We start from the raw sequence: 25,928 nt of genomic DNA on the forward strand, positions 1-25,928 counted from the left end.
CGTCGAGCGTCAGAGCGCGGTGGAGGGTCAGCTCTCGTCGGTCTTCTTCGCCGGTGCCTTCTTGGCTGCCGTCTTCTCCGCAGCCGTCTTCTTCGCAGCCGTCTTCTTTGCGGTGGCCTTCTTGGCTGCCGTCTTCTTCGCAGCAGCCTTCTTCGCGGGCGCCTTCTTGGTGGTCTTCTTGGCCGCCTTCTTCGCCGGGCCGCGGGCTCGACGGTCGGCGAGCAGTTCCATGGCGCGTTCGGGCGTGATCGACGCGACGTCGTCGCCCTTGCGCAGGCTGGCGTTGGTCTCGCCGTCGGTGACGTACGGCCCGAACCGGCCGTCCTTGATGACCATCGGCTTGTCGGAGACCTCGTCGTTCTTCTCGAGGTCACGCAGCGGTGGGGCCGCGGCCTGGCGTCCGCGCCGCTTGGGCTCGGAGTAGATCTTCAGCGCCTCGTCGAGGGTGATCTCGAAGAGCTGTTCCTCGCTGGTCAGCGACCGCGAGTCGGTGCCCTTCTTGAGGTAGGGACCGTAGCGACCGTTCTGCGCGGTGATCTCGTCGCCGGATCCCGGGTCGACGCCGACCACACGCGGCAACGACAGCAACCGCAGCGCGTCCTCGAGGGTCACCGACGCGATGTCCATCGTCTTGAACAACGACCCCGTGCGTGGTTTGGGACCGGCCTTCTTGGCGGCCTTCTTAGCGGTCTTCTTGGCCACGGTCTTGGTGGCCGTGCCGCCGCCGCTCGGGGTGTCGAGCGGAACGACCTCGGCGTCGGAACCCGAACCACCGCCGTTGGGCGTCGGACCTGCGGGAACGGTGGCCGGTGAGCCGCCGTCGTCATCGTCGTCGGAGGGCAGGATCTCGGTGACGTACGGCCCAAAGCGGCCTTCCTTGGCGACGATCTCGTGCCCGGTCGCCGGGTCGACGCCCAGCGAACGTCCCTCCTGCGGCGTCGAGAAGAGTTTCTCGGCGACCGCGAGTGTCAGTTCGTCGGGGGTGATGTCGGCGGGCAGATTGGCGCGCTGCAAGTCTGGCTCGGCGTCCGGCGCCGCGACGTTTCGCTCCAGGTACGGCCCGAATCGGCCGACGCGGACGTAGACTGTGCGTCCCTGCTCGTCGTCGAAGAGCCGGATCGAGTTGACCTCGCGGGCGTCGATCTCCTCGAGGTTCACGCCGACCAGCTTCTTCAGGCCACCATGCTTGGCGACCTCCGAACCGGCTATTTCCGCGTCGTGCTCGGCGTTGGGAGCCGCGTCACCGAAGTAGAACTCGGTCAGCCAACGGGTGCGGTTCTCCCGACCGCTGGCGATCTCGTCGAGGTCGTCTTCCAGGGAGGCGGTGAAGTCGTAGTCGACGAGGCTCTGGAAGTACGCCTCCAGCAGCCCGACCACCGCGAACGCGATCCACGACGGCACCAGGGCATTGCCCTTTTTCACGACGTAGCCGCGGTCCTGGATGGTGCCGATGATCGACGCGTAGGTCGACGGCCGGCCGATGCCGAGCTCCTCGAGCACCTTGACCAGCGACGCCTCGGTGAACCGGGCGGGCGGGTTGGTGGAGTGACCGTCGGCCGAGAGCTCGGTGGCGGTGAGTGCCTGCCCTTCGCGCAGCTGCGGTAGCCGGTTCTCGGCGTCGTCGGCCTGACCGCCCGCCTGATCGTCGACCGTCTCCACATACGCAGACAGGAAGCCGGGGAAGGTGATGGTGCGACCCGACGCGGCGAAGGTGCAGCGCTCGCCGCTCGCCGCGGTGCCGGAGATGCGCAGACTCAGCGTGGTGCCCTTGGCGTCGGCCATCTGCGATGCGACCGTGCGCTGCCAGATCAGCTCGTAGAGCCGGAATTCGTCGGTCTCCAGCTGACCCGCGACCTGACCCGGTGTCCGGAAGCTCTCGCCGGCCGGACGGATCGCCTCGTGCGCCTCCTGCGCGTTCTTCACCTTGCGGGTGTACTGACGCGGAGTCGGGTGAACGTAGTTGTCGCCGTACAGTTCCCGAGCCTGCGCGCGGGCGGCGTTGATGGCCGACTCGCTCAGCGTCGTCGAGTCGGTACGCATGTAGGTGATGAAGCCGTTCTCGTACAGACGCTGCGCGATGCGCATGGTCCGGTCGGAGCTGAACCGCAGCTTGCGGCCGGCCTCCTGCTGCAGCGTCGACGTCATGAACGGCGCATACGGACGACGGGTGTAGGGCTTCTCCTCCACCGACGTCACCGACATCGCCGCACCGCGCAGTCCCGCGGCAAGCGCCTCGGCACGGTCGGCGTCGAGCACGACGACGCCGTCGGAACGCTTCAGCTTGCCGGTCGACTCGAAGTCACGGCCGGCCGCGACGCGAGCGTCGTCGACCGAGACCAGTCGGGCGCCGAACGTGCGCGGCGACGCCTGCTCACCGGCGTCGAGGGTGGCGGCGATATCCCAGTAGTCGGCGGACACGAAGGCCATGCGTTCGCGTTCACGTTCGACGATGATCCGGGTGGCCACCGACTGCACGCGGCCTGCCGACAGCTTCGGCATGACCTTCTTCCACAGCACCGGGGACACCTCGTAGCCGTAGAGGCGGTCGAGGATGCGTCGGGTTTCCTGGGCGTCGACGAGGTCGATGTCGAGGTCGCGGGGATTCTCCGCGGCGGCGCGGATGGCGGGCTCGGTGATCTCGTGGAAGACCATCCGCTTCACCGGGATCTTGGGCTTGAGGGTCTCGAGGAGATGCCAGGCGATCGCCTCGCCCTCGCGGTCACCGTCGGTGGCGAGGTAGAGCTCGTCGACGTCCTTCATCAACGACTTCAGCTCGGTCACGGTGGATTTCTTGTCCGGCGACACCACGTAGAGCGGCTCGAAGTTGTCGTCGACGTTGACGCCGAGTCGGGCCCAGGACTGGCCCTTGTACTTGGCGGGCACGTCGGCCGCGCCGCGCGGTAGGTCGCGGATGTGCCCGCGGGACGACTCCACCACATAGTTGGACCCCAGGTAGCCGGCGATCTTGCGTGCCTTGGTCGGGGACTCGACGATCACGAGTCGTCGCAGTGCCCGCCCACTCGTGGGGGTTGCGGTGCTGGTATCGGCCACCGGCGGTCCTTCGTTGTCTGAGCTCGGTTACGAACTTCTGCGTGCCGCGGATCGAAACATCGAGCACGCCTGTTCGACTGGTTTGTACCTTATGTATAGCGCTATTTGCACATCCGAATTCCGCCGACCACCCTCCGATGTGACCAACGACGCTTCCCGGAGACACGGAAAGGGCTGGTCAGCCACCAGTTCGACGATCGGCCGACACGTTTGCGCAACTGGTGCTCACACAGCTGACGGGCAGTCGGCAGCGCTTGTCGGGCCGCGTCCGACGTAGGCCGGTCACACAGCCGACGGCCAGTCGGTGACTGCGTCGGCCGACGGTGGACCGCCGACGTACTCGACCAGTCGCGTCAGGCGCCGGCGCCCGGCGATGCGCAGGGCGGGCGCGTTGCCGCGTGTGCCGACCAGCGTCGGCGCGATTCCGACCCGCATCAGGGCGGTGGCCAGCACCCCGTGCGTCTCGGGGGCGTGCGGGTCGAGTCCGAGGAGGTAGCGCTCGCCGTCTTTGTGTCCGGCGGCCAGAACCCACAGGCGCAGGACTCGCGGGGTGGGCGTCCAGCCGATGGGCATCGCCTTGACCGCACCGGCCGACCACGCGCGATGAAGGGCATCGAGCTCATGACACGACGCCGTCCGCGCCAGCGGTGTCCCCTCTTCGGAGGACGTGACCTCCGCGGCGAGCCCGGCTGACCGCATCTCGTCGGCGATGGAGTCGGCCCGCCACTGATCGGGCACGACGATCGAGACCCGCGTACCGGAATCCGACCTCACCGATTGCCCGTGCGCAGCCAGCAATCCCGCGAGGTCGTCACACGCGGGCTGTTCGGTCTCCGCCGAGAAGAACGACAACTGGCCCACGTGATCGAGATTACTCATGGAGAGACAAACCCGCCCCCGGCTTGGCCGGGGGCGGGTTGAAGCTGCGTCGTGCGCAGTGCGCGAGCTCGTCTCAGACGGCGCGAACACCGGTGGCCTGCGGGCCCTTGGTGCCCTGGCCGACCTCGAACTCGACTCGCTGGTTCTCTTCGAGAGTGCGGAAACCGGATCCCTGGATCTCGGAGTAGTGGACGAACACGTCGTCGGACCCCTCATCAGGTGCGATGAAGCCGAAGCCCTTTTCCGCGTTGAACCACTTCACAGTTCCCTGTGCCATTACTGCAATCCTTTACATGAACGTGTCGCGACACGATGGTCACCGTGCCGTGGCCGGTCTGACCGCCATACCTCAAAGAGCCCCGCGAAGGTCAATGCTGACCCGCCAAACTAACCTCAGTACCACGGCTGCAACTCGATCTCGCTGTTCACCACCGTCGGTGATAGGCGAAAGCTTGCGGCCGCACCTAGTCAATCATGTTCGGTCCCGCCGCGATAGTCGCACCAACCAATGAGAGCAAAAACCTGGCAGATTTCAGCCAAACGACATCACCAAGTAACATCTGCGCCCGCTCAGTGGAAGTCGGACGTGCTGCCACCGGAGAAGATTCACGTCACCAATGCATAAGTCGACCTACGGCACCGAGCTCCTCCGACGGTCGCTCGCCGGCTCCGATCACGATCCGTCACCCGTCACCCATGTCGAGGTGATTCCCTCCGCCGCACCGTCTTTCGCGCCCTGGCCGGAGTGGCTCCCACCTGCACTGATCGAGGCATTCGGCGACGACGGAGTCGAGCAACCGTGGCTCCACCAGGCCGCTGCGGCGCACGCTGCCCGGCGTGGTGAGCACGTGGTGATCTGCACCGGCACAGCATCTGGCAAATCGCTCGCTTACCAAATGCCAATTCTCACCGAACTACTTGAACATAGGAATTCCACAGCGCTATATCTCTCCCCGACAAAGGCATTGGGCGCCGATCAGATCAGATCAGTCACTCGACTCATTGCCGGGCGTGAAGAATATTCCCATTTGCAACCATGTGCTTATGACGGCGACACCGACCCGGAGATTCGCCAGTGGGCCCGCGCACACTCGCGGTGGATCTTCACCAATCCGGACATGCTGCACATCGGCATCCTGTCGGGACACCCGCGGTGGCGCCAGTTCTTTCGGCATTTGAAGTTCGTCGTGGTCGACGAATGCCACCACTACCGTGGGGTGTTCGGCGCGCACACGTCGCTCGTCCTACGACGCCTCTTGCGCATCGCGCGCGCCGCGGGCGGTAACCCGGTGGTGATCGGCGCCAGCGCAACGGTCGCCGATCCGGCAGAGTCGTTGGGCCGCTTGATCGGTGAGCCGGCGGTCGCCGTCACCGAGGACTCATCACCGCGGGGCGAACGGACCGTCGCGCTGTGGGAGCCCGACTTCTTACCCGCGGTGACCGGTGAGAACGGCGCACCGGTACGACGGTCGGCTGGTGCCGAATCGGCGCGCCTGCTGGCGGATTTCGTGGTCGAGGGCGCGCGGACCCTGTGTTTCGCACGGAGCCGACGAGGGGTGGAACTCACCGCGCTGAGCGCTCAACGGCTTCTGCAGGAGAGCGCCCCGAATCTCGTCGAGCGAGTGGCCGCCTACCGAGCCGGGTACCTCGCCGACGATCGCCGACGCCTCGAGCGCGCCATCAACGACGGTTCGCTCGTCGGCGTCGCGACCACCAACGCGCTCGAATTGGGTGTCGACATCAGCGGATTGGACGCCGTGATCGTCAGCGGCTACCCCGGAACCGTTGCGTCGTTCTGGCAGCAGGCCGGTCGCGCAGGCCGCCAACGCGAGTCGGGCGACTCGCTTGTGGTGCTGGTGGCCCGCGACGATCCGCTCGACACCTACCTCGTCCATCACCCCGAAGCCCTGCTCGGCACGCCGGTCGAGGCGACGGTCTTCGATCCGACCAACCCGTACGTGCTCGGCCCGCACCTGCTGTGCGCTGCGGCCGAGGCGCCGTTGTCGGACAAGGAGATCGACAAGTGGGACGCCCGTCCAGTGGCCGAACAGTTGCAGGCCGACGGGTTACTGCGCCGACGGAAGGCCGGCTGGTATGTGGCGCCGGGCGTGGAACCGCACGCCGACATCGACATTCGCGGCGGCATCGGCGGGCAGGTCCTGATCGTCGATGCGACGACGTCGCAGTTGCTCGGGACAGTCGACTCCGGGCGCGCCCCCGCGTCGGTGCATCCCGGCGCAGTGCACATTCATCAGGGACGGACGTACCTGATCGACGAACTCGACCTCGACGACGGGCTCGCGCTCGCGCATCCGGAGGATCCCGACTGGACCACCTCGGCCCGCGACATCACCGATGTGACCATCACCAGCGTGGTGCGCAGCGACATCGTCGGTCCGCTCACCGTCGCGCTGGTCGAGGTGGACGTGACGCATCAGGTGGTCGGGTATCTGCGGACGCTGCTGACCGGCGAGGTGCTCGACGCCGTCGAACTCGACATGCCTGCACAGACGCTGCACACCCGGGCGGTGATGTACACGCTCACTCCCGAGGCCCTGGGCGCGGCCGGGATCGACGCCACCCGCATGCCGGGTGCCCTGCACGCCGCCGAGCACGCCGCGATCGGTCTACTGCCGTTGGTGGCCACCTGCGATCGCTGGGACATCGGCGGCCTGTCGACCGATCTCCATCCCGACACCGGGCTGCCGACCGTGTTCGTCTACGACGGCTACATGGGTGGCGCCGGCTTCGCCGACCGGGGGTACGAGGCGTTCGGCACGTGGATCGAGGCGACGCGCGCGGCGGTGGCCAGCTGTGCCTGCGAGGCCGGTTGCCCGTCGTGCGTGCAGAGCCCCAAATGCGGCAACGGCAACGAACCACTGGACAAATCCGGCGCTCTACTCGTCTTGGAGCTGCTCGGTCGGCAATACTTGACACATGCCTGACGATGCGTCCCATCACGGGATCGACGCTCCCCGCCTGATCACCCGTCAGACACAAGTGTTCTTCCTGCTCGCCCGCCCGACCCAGAACACCGACAATCTCCCCTCCTCCATCGGCGAACACGACGTGTTCTTCTCCGAAGCACAAGCTCTCGACGCGCTCGACGTGCATTACGCCTGGTGTGCAGCGCGCTCGGGTGGTTTCACACCCGTGGTGACCTCCGCGCAGTGGTACCTGCAGACCGCACTGGTAGGTCCGCGGATCGCGCCCGCCCTCGGCGAGGTGTATCTGGCCGCGACCGACAACCACTCGGGTGAGACGTGGGCCGCCGCCGGCGGCTTCCTCACCGAGGGCGAGCTCATCCACTGGTCGGCATTCGTCCGGGCCGTCCGGCCGTGGATTCCCACGCCCGGGAGCGCGGAGGTCTTCGAACTCGCCTACCGCGGCGACACCTCCGTGCACTTTCACCAATTGTGGTTTGCACCTATGAAATCCGTGCGCGTGTACCCGAAACCGATCGTCGTCGACAGCGACGCCGGCGAGGACTGACCGGCGTCACACCGGCCCCGCCCGCGCCTGCGCGGTCGCGTCCCGAATCCCGAGACCGCCGAGTTCGACGGGTATCCGGGCCCGCACCACCACATCGTCACCGTCGAGTCGACACTCGGCCAACACGGCCGGCGGGCGTTGTGCCGACGCCAGATCCCGGGCCGCCGCACAGGGTTCTCCGTCGGCTCCGGCATGTGCGATCGCTGCGGCCAGCGCCGCGAGGTCGGCCGCCGATTGGGCACGGTGCCGTGCGACCACCGCGGCCCCGAGATAGAGCACAAGGACGATGATCGACGTCAGTGCCGCGATGGCGAAGGCCGCCAGGATGGTCGCGTTGCCCCGATCATCCGCCAGGAAGCGATTCATGGGTCCACCCCGGCGCCGGCCTGAATCGGCCCGCTCACTTCGTTCCCGGCGCCGGGAGCGAAGTCGACCTGATCCTCGCCACGCGGCTCCTTGACCGCGATCGCGGTTGCAGACACCGACAGCCCCGGCAGGAACAGCACCCGCGACCGGACAACGGCCGAAATACGTTCGGCGTCTTCGGAAATCGTCACGTCGACATCACCGCCGATCTGCTCTCCCGCCTCCCGTGCCGAATCGTCGCCGGCCGCGGCGAGTCGCGCGACCTCCCGAGCCGCATCCGTGCACCGGATCTGGGCAACCATGCCGGCCACTGCACCGACGACGATCAGCGCGGTCACGACGATCGCCGCGATCGCGTACGCGGCCTCCACGGTCACCATCCCCGACTCGTCGGCAAGACTCGCGCGCAGACGCTTTCGCGTCCGGGCGCATCTGCGGCGTCGGATCATCCGACCGAGGTGCTCAACGCCTTGCCGATGATCCCGGTCAGCGCACTGACGATATTGTCACCGGTGACGACGGTGTAGAGAATCGCGCCGAAGGCCGCGGCAGCAATAGTGCCGATGGCGTACTCGGCCGTTGACATTCCGTCCTCGTCGGTGATGATCTGCAAGGCGTGCGTGTTGATCCGATCGATCGCGGCACGGCAGGTGTTGAGCGGTGACATTGTTTCCTCCCAGGCGGTTTCGGGCTCGGTGAGCCCTCTACATACTTGGACGCAGCGGCGGCGAGTTTGGATCCATCGGAGTACCACGAATGACCTACGCGGCATTCTCCTGTTCCCTGGTGGTCACGCAGACGATCAACGCCGCAGATCTGGGCGGATTCCCGCACGCCGACCAGCCTGGTCCTCACAGAAAGTAGGGGAAGGAGTTTCTTCCCCGACCCTTGGAGTCCTCCCCCCAAATTTTCGCGGGGATGACTTGGAACTTAGGGGACGAAGTTCTTCCCCTAGATTTTAGGGGGCACGGCGCAAGCGGACTTGCCCAGGTCATCGAACTCTTCGAGCCAGGCAGCGGTGGGTCACCTCAGAGAGATTGATCGAATTCACATGCCGCCCAACACCGTTGATGCCAGGCCGATCACAACCGGCACGATGCCCAGGCAGATGAAGGCGGGCAGGAAGCACAGGCCCAGTGGTCCGCTGATCGCAACACCGGCACGCTCGGCCGCGGCGGTGGCAGCGTCGTGTGCCTGTCGTCGGGTGTCGTCGGCCAACTCGACGAGACCCGCGGCCAACGACGAACCGGCGCGGGAACTGCGGCGGGCCATCGACGCCAGCGCATCCAGATGCTGCTGCGCGGCACCGTGTTTCCCGGAATCGTGAAGAACGTTCAGCACCGACCACGCCGAGTCGGGGTCGGCGCCGAGGTCGAGCAGATCGGCGACCTCGCTCAATGGCCCCGCCAGCGAGGTCGGCGCCGAACCTGCCACGGTTCGGGCGGCGCCGCCGATCGGCAGGCCCGCCCGCAAACACACCGCGAACAGGTCGAACGCTGCGGCCACCGCGAACGGATCGTCCGACGCCGATCGCACACCGAGCCAGCGTGCTTCACGTCCGCGTGGTGGCGGCATCTCGACCACGCGGTACAGCGACCACCCCGGCCCCGGCCAGATGACCACGGCGAGCGCAGCCACCGCCAACCCCAGCGCAAGAGGCGGATTCACGGCGTCAGCACCCGAGCGGTGAGTCGCTCTGCCCAGACGAGCCCCGCCGCGACCAGCCCCGTCCCGACCACCAGCAGAATCCCGCCGAGCCCGCCACCGCTGAGGACCTGCAGCGGCCGGGCGCCCGTGGCCTGCCCGAGCGCGATGCCCAACACCGGCAGACCGGCAAGGACGACGGCGGTGGCGCGCGGTCCTGCGAGACCTGCGCGGGTGCGATCGATGAAAGCCCTGCGCGCCAGCAGATCCGATCGCAGCGCCCCCAGCAGATCGGCCATCGGCAGGCCGTGCCGCTCGGAGGTCTGCCATGCGACCCCGACGCGTTGCCACGACACCGGCCCCCACGCCGCGTCCCCCGCAGGTAGCGGGTCGACCACCGCACCGCCGAGTTCGGCGCGGCAGGCCATCGCCTCGAGGCCATCGGCAACCTCCGACCGGCCAACGCCTATCCGGAGTTCGGACACCGCGACCAAGCATGCCCGTGTCGGCGGCGTCCCGACCGACATCTCGGCGGTGATCGTCGACAATGCGCGCACCATGTCGTCGATCCGTGCCTCGACCGCACGCTCAGCTGCACGGCGACGACGCCGCCACCAGATCACCGACACCACGATCGTGGCGGCGACACCCGCAGCCACCCCTCCGATCATCAGGGCAGCCAACGGAATCGCAGCAATCAGTACGGCCCGAACATCGACCGACCGCGCACGCGGCGCTGCGTCCACGTGGACAGAGAGTCGATGTTCGACGCGACTCGCCGGCCACCACAGCACTGCCAACGCTGCGGCCACGAAGGCCGGACACCACCACACCGCCTCGGTCATCGAGCCGCCAGCATTTCATCGAGATGGACTCTCCCACTGGTGAACCCGGATGTCCGCAACCACACCGGCAGAATCCGCACCAGGCCGTCGTCGTCGCGGGTGACGACGCCGACCTCGGCAAGCCCACGCCGGCCATCGCCGCCCCGTGCCACGCCCAGCACAACCTGGAGCGCGGCCGCCAACTGGCTGTGCAGAGCCGCACGATTCATCCCACCCAATGCGGCGAGCGCCTCCATCCGCGCCGGCAGTTCGGCGGTCGAGTTCGCGTGCACAGTACCAGCACTGCCGTCGTGTCCGGTGTTCAACGCCGTCAGCAGATCGATCACCTCGGCGCCGCGTACCTCACCGACCACGATCCGGTCGGGCCGCATCCGCAGCGCCTGCCGTACCAATGCCCGTACCGGGACGTCGCCCACCCCTTCGACATTCGGAGCACGAGCAACCAGGCGCACCACTTGCGGATGCTGTGGCGCGAGTTCGAGCGCATCCTCCACACACAGCACACGCTCGGCCGGGTTCATCGCCCCGATCAGGGCGTTGAGCAGTGTGGTCTTGCCCGACCCGGTACCGCCGACGATGAGGAAGGCCAGCCGCGCCCGCAGCAGGTCCGTCACCAGTGGAACCACCTCGGGCGGGATCGCGCCCGACGCGACGAGAGAGTCGAGATCCTTGGTGGCCGAACGCAACACCCGCAGCGAGATGCAGGTGCCGTCGGCCGACAGCGGCGGGATGATCGCGTGCAAACGCACGGTGTAACCGCGTCGGCCGACGTTCGACAGCTGGCCGTCGACCCAGGGCTGAGCATCGTCGAGCCTACGTCCGGCCCCGAGTGCGAGGCGGCCGGCCAGACGCCGCACCGACGCCTCGTCGGCGAAGGTGATGGGTGCGCGTTGCAGACCGTGACCGCGGTCGACCCACACGTGCCGGGGTCCGGCCACCAAGATGTCGGCGATGTCGGGCTCGGCCAGCAGTTGTTCCAGCTTGCCCGCGCCGGTCAGCTCCGTCTGCAGAAACCGCAGTGCAGCAAGAAGATCGGTGTCGCCCAGGACGCCACCGGACTCCGCACGGATGGCCGCTGCGATCACCTCGGCGGTGGGTTCGGCGGCGTCGGTGGCCAATCGGGACCGTACTCGGTCGAGCAGTTCCTCGTCCGTCCGCGCACTCACGCCGCGATCCTTTCGCCGGGCGAGACGCGACCATAGATGGCCTGCGCCGCCCGCCCGAGGGGGCTGCGCGGACTGATATGAGGACGTCCGGACTCCAGGTGTGCGGGCAAGCGCGGATCGGGACGGTAGGACGCCAACAGCGGCAGACCCACCGCGTCGGCAACCTGGCAGGCACGCAGTCCGCCGGGCGACGGCCCGCGCACGCACAGCGCTACCTGCACGTCGCCGGTGAGCAAGCGCTTCGCGGTGCGTCGGGCGGCGGCACACCCCACCACCGTCGGCGTTGTCACCAGCACCACCAGGTCTGTCGACTCGATCGCCGCCACAACCGCGGGATGGGACTCGCGGGGTAGGTCGAGCACCACCAGATCGCCGTTACCTCGGCCGGCATCGATGACTGCGCTGACCGCGTCCGCACGAAGGGCCGTGCAGTCATCACCCCGCGACGCCAGCACCGACAGGCGATCCTCCGCCTTGGGCAGTGCGTGGTGAAGCGCGGGCGCGGAGACCGCCCCACCTTCCAGCGACAGATCCTGCCACCGCAGGCCGGGACGATCCTCGATCCCCAGCAGAAGATCGGCGCCGGGACCGCCTTCGTCGAGATCGAGCAGAAGCGTGTGAGATCCGGCCCGGGCCGCCGTCAGCGCCACCGCGAGCGACAGCACCGACGCACCGGCACCGCCATGTGCCGGTAGCAAAGCCACTGCGCCCACGGGGTTTCGGCGAGGCGCCCGAATCACACTGAGGGCACGGACGAGCCGCCCGTCATCGGCGGGCAGGGACACAGCGTCGTCGGCACCGAGATCGAGGGCCAGACGCCAGCTGCGGGCCGGCGGTTCACCGTTGGCGACCAGGATGACACCGGCGCGACGCGGTTGGCCGGCGGTCGCCAGCACGTCGAGGGCATCGGGATCGACGAGCACCGCGCGGGAGGTCAGCCACGGCCTGCGACAGTCGCGAGGATCGGCCGTCACCATGCGGTAGCCCGCCGCGGCCGCACAGCGCGCGACATCGTCGTGCAGATCGGGAGACAGGAGGGCGAGCAGTTCGTCGGGCATGGCGTCGATGATGGATGTCGCGACGGCCGACGGACCGAGCGCACACAGGGAGCCAGTGCGATCTGTGGACAGAGCCGCGCCTGTGGAAAATCGATCGGGACTCGGGGCCACAGACGGTCATACTGACTGCGACGTCCGGGGAACCTACCCCAGAAAGAGGACAACCCCGGCCAGGGGGGGAGGAGGCCGGGGTCGTCGCGTTTCAGCCCCGGGGGGTCGGGCTGAAAGGCACCGGTTAATAACCGGGTAAGACCGACTATACACACGCCGTTCGAATCATTGCAACTACAACAAAGGAACTTTGCCAGGTCACGTTTTCATATCGGACCTGCGGTTTTCTTACCGTTGCGTAGGTTATGGCCCGACCAGTACATGCCTATCGATCGAACATGTGCTCGCGGGGCCGTACCCTGGGGAATGTGACAGACACCGCGTCGGCGGAGCCTCCTGCAGAGCAGAACGGCGAGGCGCCTGGGTCGCCTGCCACCGAGCCCGACGCCGCCCGCCCGCCCAGAATCGCGGCATTCTTCGATCTGGACAAGACGGTCATCGCCAAGTCGAGCGCCCTCGCGTTCTCCCGACCGTTTTACGACGGCGGCCTGATCAATCGCCGGTCGGTGCTCAAGTCCAGTTACGCGCACTTCGTCTTCCTCCTCACCGCCGCCGACCACGACCAGGTGGAGCAACTACGCCGCCACGTCATGGACATGTGCCGCGGCTGGGACGTCGATCAGGTCAGCGCCATCGTGCGCGAGACACTCGACGAGGTGGTGCAGCCGCTCGTCTTCGCCGAGGCCGCAGATCTGATCGCCGATCACCATCGGCGCGGCCACGACGTGGTGCTCGTCTCGGCGTCCGGACGGGAGGTGGTGGAGCCGATCGGCGAGCTCGTCGGCGCCGACCACGTCCGCGCCAGCCGGATGAAGGTGGTGGACGGCCGCTACTCGGGAGAGCTCGAATTCTATTGCCACGGAGAGGAAAAGGCCGTCGCGATGAACGAGATGGCAGACACCTACGGCTACCGGCTCGCCGACTGCTACGCCTACTCCGACTCGATCACCGACCTGCCCATGCTGGCGGCGGTCGGGCATCCGGTCGCGGTCAACCCCGACCGCGCGCTTCGCAAACACGCAACCGAGCACGGCTGGGGCGTGATGGCGTTCGGCCGGCCGATACCCGCCCGCGAGCGCCTGACCAGCACCGGGCCGGCGCTCGCGATGGGTGCCGCGGTCTCGGCAGCGGCGGTCGTCGTCGGCGCTGTTGTATTGCGCCACTTGCGCTCTGGCTCGTGACGCGGCCGCCGAGCGCGCTCGACACAGCCGGCGGACCACGCAGTTTGTGCAAGAGGACAACGTCGGGCCAAGTTTGGTCCATTCGACCCTTGATGTGACCGCGGTCACGGTGTACAAAAGGGGTACGGAATCTCGGAAGGCAAAGTTCGACCCGGAAGAGAAGGATCGAACCCCCACGCCGAGCACTTCCCAGCACGGGCGGCAAGCACCCACGCGGAGCGCGCCGCACAGAGGCAGAAGCGTTGTGCGCCTGCGACATTGCGGTCAGCAAGCAGAACATCACCAGATAGCGCCACATCGGGCACTCCGCCCTCGGGCATCCAAGTTCGAGAACAGCCCGGGTGGAGAAGGCAGCGACCGGCAGCATCGGTGATGGTCACAGTGACCTGGCTCGTAATCCCTCGCCGAGGCGATCACCACAACCCACTTTGCACGCTTGGTAACTTGGGTCCGTGCTTATGCGGGCGGCAACCTCGCCGGAGACGGCAGGGAGGCCGCCCGCAGTGCTGTGCAGGGAAAGATACTTCCGTCAGATCATCCAGTTGCGAATGCCCGCAACGAATTCCTCCGGGGCGTCGGACTCCGGATAGGTGCCGGCCCCCTCGATGATCACCGTCTGTGATTCGGGGAATTCACGCTCGAGACGTTCCCGTTCTTTCGTGCGGAAGGCGATGTCGGCGTCGCCCCAGATGATCAGCGTCGGGAGATGCCTGACGCTGTCGAGGCCGTTCTCGATCCCGGCAAAGAACTCACCACTGGCCAGTACGCGTCTGGGCAGCACCGCCGCCGCCTGCCGACGCGCGGGCGTGTCTTGCGCCCGGAGATAGTGGTCGAGCTCCGCCGAGGTGACCTTTCGCAGTCGGTGGCCGGTGGGGATGAACGCTCGTACGAGCATGTTGAGGCGTCGAACGAGAAGGGCCGTCACCGGGTTGCCCATCACGCGGCTGAACGCTTGGAAGTGAAGCTCGCCGTTGACGGGCCACGCCCAGGTGTTCGCGAGGACCAAACGACTGAACAGTTTCGGGTGTCGTTGTGCGACAGCCAGTCCGATCGGGCCGCCCCAGTCCTGGCCGACGAGTGTCAGCCCGGTGAGGCCGAGTGCGTCGACGAAACCGGCGACCACGTCGGCGTGCTCCTCGGGCAGGAATCGATACCCGGGAGCGGGAACGGACAGCCCGAATCCGGGGTAGTCGAGGGCGATGCACCGGAAACCGGCCCGCAGCTCGCGAATCACGTCGCGGAAGAGGAACGACCACGTCGGGTTCCCGTGCAGGAACAGCAGCGTGGGCCCCGATCCTTCGTCGACGTAGTGGACGGTGTGGCCGTCGATCTCGACGAATCGGCTCTGGAACGGGAACATCTCGTCGTCGACCCAGGTCGGCCGCACGTGGACGCCGGTTTCAGTCATGTCATGACCCTCTCACGTGTACTTGAGTTTATAAAGTACGATTGAAAGTATCACGCAGCTGGACCGATGGCAGGAGATACGGATGCGTAGTTACGGGCAGTACTGCGGACTCGCGCGATCCCTCGAGGTCGTCGGAGATCGGTGGAACCTGCTGATCGTCCGCCAACTCCTCATGGCCCCGGCCCGCTACCGCGATCTGGCGGACGGCCTTCCCGGGATCGCGACCAACCTGCTGGCCGATCGGCTCCGCGACCTCGAGACCGCAGGCGTCGTCGAGCGGCGCCTGGCCGGGACCGGCAGCGTGGTGGAGTACGCGCTCACGCCGTGGGGTGCCGAACTTCGCGAGCCCATCAATGGACTGATCCGCTGGTCGACGCCACTGATGATCCGCGGCCCCGAGGGCGACATCTTCCGTCTCGAATGGCTGATGCTCGCGCTTCCCGCCCTCCTCGACAAGCGCGTCACATCCCGACCCACGGAAGCGATCGGACTCGCGATCGACGAGACGACACTTCGACTACGGGCGACGCGCTACGGGTTCGAGGTGGGTCCGCGCGACGAACGCGCCCTGGCGGGCACCGTGCGGGCGGAACCGATGTGCATCCTCGGCCTCGCCGCCGGCGCACTCGACTTCGACGACGCCGCCGCGCTCGGACTCATCGAGATCGAAGGCGACGAGGCGAGCGTCCGCGCGATGTTCGGGTCTTGATCCGGCTATCCCGCGCGTGCGGCGTCGGCGATCGAACGTGCCTCTCCCGCACCGGCTTCCAACGCCTCGCAGCAGAAGACGATCCAGGCGGCCAAACCGTCGGGTGCCCCGGACGCAAACCCCTGCGCCAGTGAGCGGTAGTCCCCGATTCTTCTGAGCCAGGTCACCTCGGGGACCCCGAGGTTGTGCGGGTCGAGTCCCGTCGCGGTACTCACGAGCCGCGACGCCGCACGCGCGAGGACCCCGTTCGCGGTCGGGAAGGCCCGCACGCCGAGCAGTTCGCCGTGCACCACGGCCGCCAGCACCGGCGCCGGGACCGATGACGCGCCGGTGATCAGCTGGCCGAGCAGATCGAGGCGAGCCGCGACATCGTCACCCGCCCGCGGCCGGCCCAGTTGGTCGGGGTCGTCGACGAGATCGGCGGCCGCCAGCATGTGCAGCCGTGCGAAGGCCTGCGCCGGTGCGCGGCGAAAGATCGCGGTCAGTCCGTCGAGCGAATCGCCGTCGAGCGCCTGCGCCACCCGCATCGCACCCGCGAGGATGGGATCGTCGAAGTCGCCGTCGCGCCGCAGTTCCACGCTGCCGCCGTCGATGGCGGCCGACGACCGTCCCGCGCGCCACGAGGCCTCGGTGGCCGTCTTGTCCCAACCACGCAGGTTGGCCGGATGCCGATGCACCGCCGAGAGCGCATCGCGCGCCTTGTCGGCGGCGTCGCGGACACCCGGCAGGTCGAGCAGTGGCGCCAACGGGTCCGAACTCACAAGGTCGACCCTAGTGGTCTCGAGATGCGTCGGGCTCGCGAGCTCGCACGTCGCTCCTCGACCAGCGGGGGTTCACCAACGTCCGCACGCGCCGCTCGTCGCGGCTGTGACACCGCTCACCGCGAATACCCGACGCTCGGTCCGACAGGCACCTGCAACGAGATTCCAACGTGACTACCCTCACAATAAGTGCCCGTCACGACGCCTCGTCACCACGCCGGTGACGCGGGCGAGTCGCCGAGAGTGAAAGGCTCACGCCAGACCATGTCCTCCGCATCCCAGTCCACCGCTTCGCCCACCACCTATCCCCCGTCGGAGGAGTTCGCGGCACAGGCCAACGCGACCGCCGCACTGTACGACCGCGCCGACGCCGACCGGCTGGAATTCTGGGCCGAGCAAGCCCGCCGACTGGACTGGGACACCGACTTCGACCAGGTCCTCGACTGGTCGGACGCACCGTTCGCGAAGTGGTTCGTCGGCGGCAAACTCAACGTCGCCTACAACTGCGTCGACCGGCATGTCGCAGCGGGCAAGGGCGACCGGGTGGCCATCCACTGGGTCGGCGAACCGGGCGACTCCCGCGACATCACCTACAGCCGGCTCAAGGACGAGGTGTCCAAGGCGGCCAACTACTTCGCCTCGATCGGTTTGCAGACCGGCGACCGTGTGGCCATCTATATGCCGATGGTCCCCGAAGCCCTGATCTCGATGCTCGCGTGTGCCCGCCTCGGGCTCACCCACTCGGTGGTGTTCGCCGGATTCTCCTCCGGCGCACTGCGTTCCCGCGTCGACGACGCATCCGCCAAACTCGTCATCACCACTGACGGCCAGTACCGGCGCGGCAAGCCGGCACCGCTGAAGACGCAGGTCGACGACGCGCTCGGCACCGGCGACGACGCCGCCGAGTCCGTCGAGAAGGTCCTCGTGGTGCGTCGCACCAACCACGACCCGAACATGAACTGGGTGCAGGGCCGCGACGTGTGGTGGGAAGACACCGTCGACGAGCAGTCCACCGAACACGAACCCGAGGCGTTCGACGCCGAGCACCCACTGTTCCTGCTGTACACCTCCGGCACCACCGGCAAGCCCAAGGGCATCGTGCATTCCTCGGGCGGCTACCTCACCCAGGCCAGCTACACCTTCCACTACGTCTTCGACCACAAGGAAGGCCACGACGTCTTCTGGTGCGGCGCCGACATCGGCTGGGTGACCGGACACTCCTACCTCGTCTACGGTCCGCTCTCCAACGGCGCCACCGAGGTGGTCTACGAGGGCACCCCGAACTCGCCCAACGAACACCGCCACTTCGAGATCATCGAAAAGTACGGCGTCACCATCTATTACATCGCGCCGACCCTGGTCCGCACCTTCATGAAGTGGGGACGTGAGATCCCCGACGCTCACGATCTGTCGTCGGTCCGCCTGCTCGGATCGGTGGGCGAACCCATCAACCCCGAGGCCTGGAAGTGGTACCGCGAGGTCATCGGCGGCAACACGGCACCCATCGTCGACACCTGGTGGCAGACCGAGACCGGCGCCATCATGATCGCCCCGCTGCCCGGCGTCACCGCCACCAAACCCGGCTCGGCCATGAAGCCGCTGCCCGGCATCTCGGCCAACATCGTCGACGACCAGGGCAACCCGGTCGGGGCCGGCGAGCAGGGCTACCTCGTGCTCGACGAGCCGTGGCCGTCGATGCTGCGTGGCATCTGGGGCGACGAGGAACGCTTCCGCGACACCTACTGGTCGCGGTTCGCCGAGCAGGGCTGGTACTTCGCCGGCGACGGCGCCCGCTACGACGACGACCACGCCCTGTGGGTCCTCGGCCGCGTCGACGACGTCATGAACATCTCCGGGCACCGCATCTCGACCGCCGAGGTCGAATCGGCGCTCGTCGGACACTCCGGGGTCGCCGAGGCCGCCGTCATCGGCGCCGCCGACGAGACCACCGGCCAAGGCATCGTCGCCTTCGTCATCCTGCGCGAGGGTGTGGAAGACACCGGGGACACCCTTATTGCCGAACTGCGCCAACAGGTGTCGGTCGAGATCTCCCCGATCGCCAAACCACGCGAGATCAACGTCGTCCCCGAACTGCCCAAGACACGCTCGGGCAAGATCATGCGACGCCTCCTCAAGGACGTCGCCGAGGGCCGCGAACTCGGCGACACCTCCACCCTCGTCGACCCGTCGGTCTTCGAGGCCATCCGCGCACGCAAGGCCTGACCCACCCGACACCCGCGCCGCCGGGTCCCAGACAGGTGCGCCGCCGGAAGCCCCCATCCGGCGGCGCACCGCCCGCTTCGACACATTCGAGTGGGTGGTCCGCAACCCGCGCGGAGTTCGCATGGCAACATATGGGCCATCACCCGATCAACGGAGGACGCTGTGAGCCTGCCCGACCCTGCCAAGGATTCGGTCCCATCGATCCCGCTGTCCGACGCCAATCTCGGCCCGAGTGGTGAACCGAGCATCGGCAGCCTGGTCAAGGACGCCAGCGCCAGCGTGTCCACCCTGTTCCGGTCCGAGGTCGCGCTTGCGAAGGCCGAGCTCATGGGCGAGGCCAAGAAGGCGGGTGCGGGCGGCGCACTGCTCGCCGGCGCCGGACTCCTCCTCCTCTACACGAGTTTCTTCTTCTTCATCTTCCTCGCGGTGCTGCTCGACATCTGGCTGCCGCAGTGGGCCGCGTACCTGATCGTGCTGGTCCTGCTGATCATCATCACAACGGCCGCCGCGTTCGTCGGCTACCTGTTCTTCAAGCGGGTGCGCGGACCGGCCAAGACGATCGAGACCGTCAAGGAGGTACCGACGGTGTTGCCGCACCGCGGCGCCGACAAGGCGGTGGCACATCCACAGATCCCGGCCGCTCGTGAGGGCTGAGTTCGCCGGCGCACGTCGGTGACCGCGCCGCCGGATCCGTCGAGTGTGCGGATCGAGGGCGACTGGCACCATTTCGATGTCCGCGCCAACGGCGTGCGGTTTCATGCAGTCGAAGCGAAGCGAAGCAGGTCGGTCGAAGCGGAGCGAAGCAGGTCGGTCGAAGCCGCCGAAACGAGCGGCATCGCCGACCGCCCACTGGTGTTGCTGCTGCACGGCTTCGGCGAGTTCTGGTGGAGTTGGCGTCACCAGATCGTCGCGCTGACCGACGCCGGTTATCGGGCGGTGGCCGTCGACCTCCGCGGATACGGCGACACCGACAAACCACCGCGCGGATACGACGGCTGGACGCTCGCCGGCGACACCAACGGGCTGGTGCGCGCGCTGGGACACAGCACGGCCACACTGGTCGGTCACGCCGACGGCGGGCTGGTCTGCTGGGCCACCGCGACGCTGCACCCACGCGTCGTCGACCGAATCGCGGTGATCGCCTCGCCACATCCACGTGCGTTGCGCCACAACGTGTTACGCGAGCGCGATCAACGGTCGGAGTTCCTGGGCGGCTTCCTGCGCAACCAGCTGCCGAAGCTCGGCGAACGTGAGCTGACCCGCGACGACGGCGCGTTCGTCGCCGGCTACTTCGCGACCCGATCGTCGGCCGCGTGGCAGGAGACCGAGGACTACGCCGACACCGTCGCGCGCAACCGGTCGGCGATCCAGATCCCCTACGTCGCCCACTGCAGTCTGGAGTACCGCCGCTGGGCGTTCCGCTCGCAGTTCCGGCCCGACGGGTTCCGCTTCATGGAGCTGATGAACCAGCGCCTGCACATCCCCGTACTCGCCCTGCGCGGCCGCGACGACCCGTTCATCCTCAGCGACGTCATGACCGCGAGCGGCCGGTGGGCTGCTCACATGGAGTACCGGACGATCGAGCGCAGCGCCCACTTCGCCCATCAGGAGCAGCCCGCCGACGTCACCGACCACCTCGTCGAACTCCTGCGGCGCGAGGTCTGACGCGAAGAGTCTGGTGACCGCCGCTCTGACCTGGGTAAATGCCGAGGAACCAGCCGTGGTCGTCCCACCAAAAATAGGGGAGGAAGTTTCTTCCGCGAGGTTCGTAGTCTTCCGCGAGAATTTTCGCGGGGAGGACACCAAGGGTAGGGGAAGAGAGTTCTTCCCCTACTTTTTGTGGGCGCGTGTGCCTGGCATCGAGTTCGGCGGAACGCGACGACCGACAAGCGGTGACTGAGATCGGGCCCGTCAGCGTCCGCTTCCGGGACATTCCCGGAGGACCACCCTCAGGGGCCCGATCTTGGCCACCGGCCCGACCCGCCTTCCCGCCTCCACGATCGCCGACGAGGTCGGCGGGTGGGTCGCTGACTCGAAGAGCAGCCCGCCGACGATCAGCCGCCCGGTTCGAGGTGCACGCACGACTGCGTGCTGACCCGGTTGTTGGGGCCATTCTCGGAGCGGGCGAAGTCGGTCTGGACCTGCGCCGCGGTCAACGCGAAACCGGTCTCGTCGGCGGGGTCCTCGGCCGCACCGAACACGACACCCAGCACGTCGCCGTCCGAATTCAGCAGCGGACCACCGGAATTGCCCTGTCGAATGACACCGCGCACCGCATATACCTCGCGTGTCACGTTCCCGGTCTGGTAGATGTTCTCGCCGGTGTGCATGAACACCTTGCGGACACGCAGGGGGCTGACGTTGAAGGGGCCGGCTTCGGGGAAGCCGAGTGCGACCGCGTCGTCGCCGGGTTGCGCCGGGCGCTCGGCGAACTTGAGCGCCGGCGCCCGAAGTCCCGAGACGTCGAGGACGGCGATGTCGTTCTGGGGATCGAACAGCACGACCTTCGCCCGCAACTTCTCACCCTCGGACGTTTCGACCTCGAGGCGCGTCGTACCCGCGACGACGTGGGCGTTGGTCATCACCCGCTCCGCCGACACCACGAAGCCGCTGCCCTCGAGCGCCTGACGGCAACTGGGGGCGACCCCCTCGATCTTCACCACACTGGGCCTGGCCTGGGAGACCGCCGGTAGCTGCAGCAGCGCGGGGTCGGGCGGATCGACGTTGCCGGTGGTGCTCAGGTACGGGATCTTGGGAATCCCGGAGCTCTCGACCAGCGCCTTGAAGTCGCTCGGCAGATCCTTGACCCATTGCGGCGAGAGGACCTCCACCCCGCCGAGCACCTTCGAATCGTCGACCGCCTGGGCGATCGTGGGTTCGGCGGATTCACGCAACGGGATGGCGAGCAGTCCGGCTGCCAGAAGCACCGCCACCACCTGAAGTAACGATCCGACACCACTGTCGACAGCGCGTGCTCCCGGTGAGCGAATCCCGCTGCGTGCGGCGCGGCCGAGCACCATCCCGGCAACCTCGCCGACGATCACCAGCACGAGGATGAGCGCCACCCCGACCACCAGGCGCACCTGTACGTCGACGAAACGCGACATCAGATGCGGCGCGAGCAGCAGTCCCGCGACAGCGCCGAGCGCTACGCCGATGAACGCCAGCGCCGACGCCACCGCACCGTGGCGGTAGCCGCTCGCGGCGGCCAGGAGCGCCACCACGATCAAGATGAGGTCGACCCAGCCGGATCCGGTCATCGCGTTCCGCCCGTCGGACCGTCCGGTGTGTGCCCGAGCCACTCCGGATGTACCGCCGAAAAGCCCGACTGCTGACGGCTGCCGGCCAGTTCGATCATCTCGTCGAGCGGTCGGACGTCGTCGGTGTCCCAGGGCACGTCCCAGCCGGCCGCGTCGCTGATGGCCGCGATCAGACCGCCGGTGAAGCCCCAGACGAGCAGGCCGTCGACAAAGAACGCGGGCCCTTGATACACCCGTCCGCCCAGGATGGACCGTCGAACCTGGAACCGGTTGTGCGGCGCGAGCATCTCGCGAATGTTGACCCGTGCGACCCGCGCTGTCTCACCCTCGTCGACGACGCGCACCTCGCTCGGCTCGCGCCAGTACGCGACGACCGGCATCACGTCGAAACCCGACGGCGGCACGGGGAAGGTCGGCAGATTGGCGACGACGTGGACGCCGGACGCGTCGAGCCCGGTCTCCTCGGTGGCCTCGCGCAGCGCGGTGCCGACCGGGAACTCGTCTCCGGGGTCGGCGGCGCCACCCGGGAAGGCCACCTGACCGCTGTGCTGACGCAGGGTCGGGGCCCGCTCGGTCAGCAGCACCTCCGCGTCGTGCGGTAGGCCCCCGGCGCGGGTGGGGTCGGGGTCCCAGCTGCCGGAGAACAGCACCAACACCGCGGCCGAGCGCCGGTTGCGGTTGAACATGGCCGCCCACCGGGTGCGATCACCGCCGCGGTTGAGGACGCTCTCACTCACCTTGTCCACATCGCCGGTCAGCGCTCGCATCCACGGCGGGATCTCCGCGTCGTCGACGAGCGCCCCGATCTGCGGCTCCGGGCCGGTCACACCGTCACCCCGAGATAACGGGAGACGGCCGCGGCGATCTCGTCGGGGCTGTGGAACAGGATCGGGAGGATCCCCGCCACGGTGCCGTCGGGACGCACCAAGATCGTCGACGGAAAGACCGGCGGCGCCCCGAGCGCGGCCGACACCTTGCCATCGGTGTCCAGCACGCTCGGCAGGTGAATGCCGTTCTCGCTCAGATACTTCAAGATCAGTACCTGACTGCTCGCGCCTTGCTGGGCGTGCACACCCATCACGTCGACGCGGTCTCCCGCGCGTCGGGTGAACTGCTCGAAGTACGGCAGTTCCTTGCGGCACGGCAGACACCAGGTCGCCCAGATGTTGATGACCAGCGGCTTCTGGGCGGTCGCGGCTCCGACGTCGATGGGGGTGCCGTCGGCAAGGCACGGCGCGACGACACCGGCCAGCACGGCGTCGGGTCCCGGCGCCGCATCCGACGTCGGACATGGGTCGATGGCCGCGTCCTGTCGGGCCCGCGCAAGTTCGGCATCGCTGACCGGGGCGTCGGTGGCACGGGGTCCGGTGGCAGTCGGCGTGGTGTTCTTCGCGGGTTCCGGGTCTTCGCCGCGCGGCCAGATGGCGACGATCAACGCGAGCATGACGACGACGAAGACCAGCGTCCAGCGGGCTGCGGGCGGGAACCGCGATGGCCGTCGGGTTTCGCCATCGTGGGGAGGTTCGGTCGCCGAGCCCGGCTCGGGTGTGGTCGAGGTGTCGTTCACTACGCCGACAGTCCCGCCAGTTCGAGGAGGTGGTCGGTCTCCGGCCCCTTCACCAGCGCGGCCGCTTCGGCCTTGTCCATGGGCCCGGCACCCACCGACGGGCAATCCCGGGCGAGGATGCAGATCCCACACGCGGGTTTGCGCGCATGACACACCCGACGACCGTGGAAGATCACCCGATGCGAGAGGTCCGTCCACTCCTTGCGTTCGATGAGTTCGCCGACGGCGTGCTCGACCTTCACCGGATCGGTCTCCTCGGTCCACTCCCACCGACGGACAAGGCGCCCGAAGTGGGTGTCGACGGTGATCCCGGGAACACCGAACGCGTTGCCGAGCACCACGTTGGCCGTCTTGCGCCCGAACCCGGGCAGCGTGACCAGCTCTTTCAGGGTCGACGGGACCTCGCCGTCGAACCGCTCCAGCAACCCCTGGCCGAGTCCGATGATCGAATTCGCCTTGTTGCGGTAGAAGCCGGTGGTCCGGATCATCTCTTCGAGTTCGGTGCGGTCGGCGCCGGCGTAGTCGGCGGCGGTGCGGTACTTCGCGAACAGCGCTGGTGTGACCATGTTGACCCGCACATCGGTGCACTGGGCAGAGAGGATCGTGGCGACCGACAGTTCCAGCGGAGTGGTGAAGTCGAGTTCGCAGTAGACGTGCGGAAACGCCACCTTCAGCGTCCGATTCATCCGCCGCGCACGACGGACGAGACCCAGGTGGGTTTCCGTCTTACGTGCGCTCACATCGTTCAGGTTAGCCGGGTCTCGTTGGAGGACCACCGTCGCGACTCCTGCGCGCGGCGGACTCGAACGGTAGGTAACAACTCAGTGACTTCCGCCTCCTCAATGCCGAGCTTGTCGGGCGCATTGTGTTTACTGGTGCCCATGCAAGGTCTAGCCGCGCTCTTGTTCCCGGCCGTCCTCATGCTTTTCGCCATGGCGATGGACAAGGTGCAGGCACGCCTCGATCGCCTGAACGTCACCCGCGACGATGTCGAGGAGTTCCTCGAGACGGCCGACGCCGCCGACCTCGACACCCTGGCCAGGGAGGGTTTCCCCGCAGCTCACGACGAGCTTCGCAATCGTCGTGTCACCAAGCATGAGACCGCCACCGGTCAGCTCGACGCCGACGAAGCCGAAATCGACGAACCCCGCCGCTCGTCGCAACGCGCCAGCTAATCTCCTCAGGCGAGCGACGCTCCCGACCGGTCACAGCATCAAACTCGGTGGACACACCTGCCGCGTCACCGCAAGTGACCCATTCAACACCTATGCTGGGGGCGAGAGTAGCGTTGCTCGACGTGTGCGGTCGCAATCTGACCCACACGTGATCTATGGACAAGATGAGAAAGGCTCCCTAGGTGGAAGAAGTACTGGCGCGGGCAGGCATTTTCCAGGGCGTCGAGCCCTCTGCCGTCGCGGCGCTGACCAAGCAGCTGCAGCCTGTCGACTTTCCTCGCGGGCATGTGATCTTCCACGAGGGTGAGCCGGGCGACCGTCTGTACATCATCTTGTCCGGCAAGGTGAAGGTCGGCCGACGCTCGGCGGATGGTCGCGAGAACCTGCTGACGATCATGGGTCCGTCCGACATGTTCGGCGAGCTCTCCATCTTCGACCCCGGCCCACGTACATCGTCGGCGACGACGGTGACCGAGGTCCGCGCCGTGTCGATGGACCGCGACGACCTGCGCGCCTGGATCAAGGACCGCCCGGAGATCGCCGAACAGCTCCTTCGCGTCCTGGCCCGCCGCCTGCGCCGCACCAACAACAACCTGGCCGACCTCATCTTCACCGACGTCCCCGGACGTGTCGCCAAGCAGCTCCTGCAGCTCGCCCAGCGCTTCGGCACCCAGGAGGGTGGCGCACTGCGCGTCACCCACGACCTCACCCAGGAAGAGATCGCTCAGCTCGTCGGCGCCTCGCGCGAGACCGTCAACAAGGCACTCGCCGACTTCGCTCAGCGCGGCTGGCTGCGCCTAGAGGGCAAGAGCGTCCTGATCGCCGACTCCGAACGACTGGCTCGTCGCGCGCGCTGACGCACTGGCACAAAAGGTAGGGGAAGAACCGCTTCCCTACTTTCGGTGTCTTCCCCGCGAATTTGCTAGGGGAGGACTCCGAACCTCGGGGCGGATTCAGGCGGTGGATGCAACAGGACCTGATTCGGATCCTGACGGTGGTGAGTTTAGTAGCTCGTCGAGTTTTTCGGCGGGG

Annotated in this window: 25 protein-coding genes; 9 read left to right on the forward strand and 16 right to left on the reverse strand. The window is 67.5% G+C overall.

Annotated elements, in window-relative coordinates; genetic code table 11:
* Window positions 1-27: 27 nt before the first annotated feature.
* From topA to ACWDTF_RS17375, 3 genes are all read right to left on the reverse strand, one after another.
* The gene (gene topA / locus ACWDTF_RS17365) at window positions 28-3,051 is read right to left on the reverse strand and encodes a type I DNA topoisomerase (protein ID WP_240856170.1); all 3,024 of its coding nucleotides are present in this window, start codon (window positions 3,049-3,051) and stop codon (window positions 28-30) included.
* Window positions 3,052-3,333: 282 nt separating this feature from the next.
* The gene (locus ACWDTF_RS17370) at window positions 3,334-3,912 is read right to left on the reverse strand and encodes a hypothetical protein (protein WP_240856313.1); all 579 of its coding nucleotides are present in this window, start codon (window positions 3,910-3,912) and stop codon (window positions 3,334-3,336) included.
* A 91-nt stretch (window positions 3,913-4,003) separates the two neighbouring features.
* Window positions 4,004-4,207: a cold-shock protein gene (locus ACWDTF_RS17375; RefSeq protein WP_004022110.1), complete on the reverse strand. Its 204-nt coding sequence runs from the start codon at window positions 4,205-4,207 to the stop codon at window positions 4,004-4,006.
* A gap of 340 nt (window positions 4,208-4,547) precedes the next feature.
* On the opposite strand from ACWDTF_RS17375, the gene ACWDTF_RS17380 reads away from it, so the two are divergent.
* Both ACWDTF_RS17380 and ACWDTF_RS17385 read left to right on the forward strand, forming a co-directional pair.
* A complete protein-coding gene (locus tag ACWDTF_RS17380; RefSeq protein WP_240856171.1) occupies window positions 4,548-6,875 on the forward strand; it encodes a DEAD/DEAH box helicase in 2,328 nt (775 codons plus the stop codon).
* Entirely contained in the window at window positions 6,868-7,422 is a 555-nt protein-coding gene (locus ACWDTF_RS17385; RefSeq protein ID WP_355279837.1) for a hypothetical protein, read from the forward strand. Before ACWDTF_RS17380 ends, ACWDTF_RS17385 begins: the two co-directional genes overlap by 8 nt.
* 6 nt (window positions 7,423-7,428) lie before the next feature.
* Here ACWDTF_RS17385 and ACWDTF_RS17390 read toward each other — a convergent pair whose 3' ends face one another.
* The 7 genes from ACWDTF_RS17390 to ssd all read right to left on the reverse strand — a co-directional run bounded on the left by ACWDTF_RS17390 (window position 7,429) and on the right by ssd (window position 12,501).
* Window positions 7,429-7,788: an Rv3654c family TadE-like protein gene (locus ACWDTF_RS17390; protein WP_355279839.1), complete on the reverse strand. Its 360-nt coding sequence runs from the start codon at window positions 7,786-7,788 to the stop codon at window positions 7,429-7,431.
* Window positions 7,785-8,168, reverse strand: a complete 384-nt coding sequence (locus ACWDTF_RS17395) for a TadE family type IV pilus minor pilin (protein ID WP_355279842.1) — start codon at window positions 8,166-8,168, stop codon at window positions 7,785-7,787. Before ACWDTF_RS17395 ends, ACWDTF_RS17390 begins: the two co-directional genes overlap by 4 nt.
* A 65-nt stretch (window positions 8,169-8,233) precedes the next feature.
* Window positions 8,234-8,455 (reverse strand): DUF4244 domain-containing protein, encoded by a 222-nt coding sequence (locus tag ACWDTF_RS17400; protein WP_240856176.1) that lies wholly within the window; start codon window positions 8,453-8,455, stop codon window positions 8,234-8,236.
* 380 nt (window positions 8,456-8,835) lie between these two features.
* Window positions 8,836-9,456, reverse strand: coding sequence for a type II secretion system F family protein (locus tag ACWDTF_RS17405; protein ID WP_240856177.1), 621 nt, complete (start codon window positions 9,454-9,456; stop codon window positions 8,836-8,838).
* Window positions 9,453-10,277: a type II secretion system F family protein gene (locus ACWDTF_RS17410; protein ID WP_240856178.1), complete on the reverse strand. Its 825-nt coding sequence runs from the start codon at window positions 10,275-10,277 to the stop codon at window positions 9,453-9,455. Before ACWDTF_RS17410 ends, ACWDTF_RS17405 begins: the two co-directional genes overlap by 4 nt.
* Entirely contained in the window at window positions 10,274-11,443 is a 1,170-nt protein-coding gene (locus tag ACWDTF_RS17415) for a TadA family conjugal transfer-associated ATPase (protein ID WP_449754745.1), read from the reverse strand. The genes ACWDTF_RS17410 and ACWDTF_RS17415 overlap by 4 nt, the downstream gene beginning before the upstream one ends.
* Window positions 11,440-12,501 (reverse strand): septum site-determining protein Ssd, encoded by a 1,062-nt coding sequence (gene ssd, locus ACWDTF_RS17420; protein ID WP_355279755.1) that lies wholly within the window; start codon window positions 12,499-12,501, stop codon window positions 11,440-11,442. The genes ACWDTF_RS17415 and ssd overlap by 4 nt, the downstream gene beginning before the upstream one ends.
* A gap of 419 nt (window positions 12,502-12,920) precedes the next feature.
* Between ssd and ACWDTF_RS17425 the strand changes: the two genes are divergently transcribed.
* Window positions 12,921-13,793: an HAD family hydrolase gene (locus ACWDTF_RS17425; RefSeq protein ID WP_374246069.1), complete on the forward strand. Its 873-nt coding sequence runs from the start codon at window positions 12,921-12,923 to the stop codon at window positions 13,791-13,793.
* 529 nt (window positions 13,794-14,322) lie between these two features.
* Here ACWDTF_RS17425 and ACWDTF_RS17430 read toward each other — a convergent pair.
* The gene (locus ACWDTF_RS17430; RefSeq protein WP_240856182.1) at window positions 14,323-15,201 is read right to left on the reverse strand and encodes an alpha/beta fold hydrolase; all 879 of its coding nucleotides are present in this window, start codon (window positions 15,199-15,201) and stop codon (window positions 14,323-14,325) included.
* A gap of 82 nt (window positions 15,202-15,283) precedes the next feature.
* Here ACWDTF_RS17430 and ACWDTF_RS17435 point away from each other — a divergent pair, with 82 nt between their 5' ends.
* Window positions 15,284-15,910 carry a winged helix-turn-helix transcriptional regulator gene (locus ACWDTF_RS17435; RefSeq protein ID WP_355279750.1) on the forward strand — a complete coding sequence of 209 codons (627 nt, stop codon included), beginning with the start codon at window positions 15,284-15,286 and terminating at the stop codon, window positions 15,908-15,910.
* A gap of 5 nt (window positions 15,911-15,915) precedes the next feature.
* Here ACWDTF_RS17435 and ACWDTF_RS17440 read toward each other — a convergent pair whose 3' ends face one another.
* A complete protein-coding gene (locus ACWDTF_RS17440; protein WP_240856184.1) occupies window positions 15,916-16,671 on the reverse strand; it encodes a Fic family protein in 756 nt (251 codons plus the stop codon).
* 264 nt (window positions 16,672-16,935) lie between these two features.
* Here ACWDTF_RS17440 and acs point away from each other — a divergent pair, with 264 nt between their 5' ends.
* The 3 genes from acs (at window position 16,936) to ACWDTF_RS17455 (ending at window position 20,559) form a co-directional block, all read left to right on the forward strand.
* Window positions 16,936-18,894, forward strand: coding sequence for an acetate--CoA ligase (gene acs, locus ACWDTF_RS17445; protein WP_240856185.1), 1,959 nt, complete (start codon window positions 16,936-16,938; stop codon window positions 18,892-18,894).
* Between the two features lie 162 nt (window positions 18,895-19,056).
* On the forward strand, window positions 19,057-19,548 hold the full coding sequence (locus ACWDTF_RS17450) for a phage holin family protein (protein WP_240856186.1): 492 nt from the start codon (window positions 19,057-19,059) through the stop codon (window positions 19,546-19,548).
* An 18-nt stretch (window positions 19,549-19,566) separates the two neighbouring features.
* A complete protein-coding gene (locus ACWDTF_RS17455) occupies window positions 19,567-20,559 on the forward strand; it encodes an alpha/beta fold hydrolase (RefSeq protein ID WP_240856187.1) in 993 nt (330 codons plus the stop codon).
* Between the two features lie 389 nt (window positions 20,560-20,948).
* On the opposite strand, the gene ACWDTF_RS17460 is transcribed toward ACWDTF_RS17455, so the two are convergent.
* From ACWDTF_RS17460 to nth, 4 genes are read right to left on the reverse strand one after another with little or no spacing between them, the layout of a single operon-like run.
* Window positions 20,949-22,154, reverse strand: a complete 1,206-nt coding sequence (locus tag ACWDTF_RS17460) for a MarP family serine protease (RefSeq protein WP_355279396.1) — start codon at window positions 22,152-22,154, stop codon at window positions 20,949-20,951.
* A complete protein-coding gene (locus tag ACWDTF_RS17465; RefSeq protein ID WP_355279401.1) occupies window positions 22,151-22,921 on the reverse strand; it encodes an NUDIX hydrolase in 771 nt (256 codons plus the stop codon). Before ACWDTF_RS17465 ends, ACWDTF_RS17460 begins: the two co-directional genes overlap by 4 nt.
* A 56-nt stretch (window positions 22,922-22,977) precedes the next feature.
* Window positions 22,978-23,721: a TlpA family protein disulfide reductase gene (locus ACWDTF_RS17470; protein ID WP_240856189.1), complete on the reverse strand. Its 744-nt coding sequence runs from the start codon at window positions 23,719-23,721 to the stop codon at window positions 22,978-22,980.
* Window positions 23,721-24,407, reverse strand: a complete 687-nt coding sequence (gene nth / locus ACWDTF_RS17475) for an endonuclease III (RefSeq protein ID WP_240856315.1) — start codon at window positions 24,405-24,407, stop codon at window positions 23,721-23,723. Before nth ends, ACWDTF_RS17470 begins: the two co-directional genes overlap by 1 nt.
* Window positions 24,408-24,602: 195 nt before the next feature.
* On the opposite strand from nth, the gene ACWDTF_RS17480 reads away from it, so the two are divergent.
* Together ACWDTF_RS17480 and ACWDTF_RS17485 are read left to right on the forward strand one after the other, a co-directional pair.
* Window positions 24,603-24,896, forward strand: coding sequence for a hypothetical protein (locus ACWDTF_RS17480; protein WP_240856190.1), 294 nt, complete (start codon window positions 24,603-24,605; stop codon window positions 24,894-24,896).
* Window positions 24,897-25,078: 182 nt separating this feature from the next.
* The gene (locus ACWDTF_RS17485) at window positions 25,079-25,753 is read left to right on the forward strand and encodes a Crp/Fnr family transcriptional regulator (RefSeq protein WP_240856191.1); all 675 of its coding nucleotides are present in this window, start codon (window positions 25,079-25,081) and stop codon (window positions 25,751-25,753) included.
* Window positions 25,754-25,928: the final 175 nt, after the last annotated feature.

Source organism: Gordonia sp. NPDC003422, from assembly GCF_053588675.1.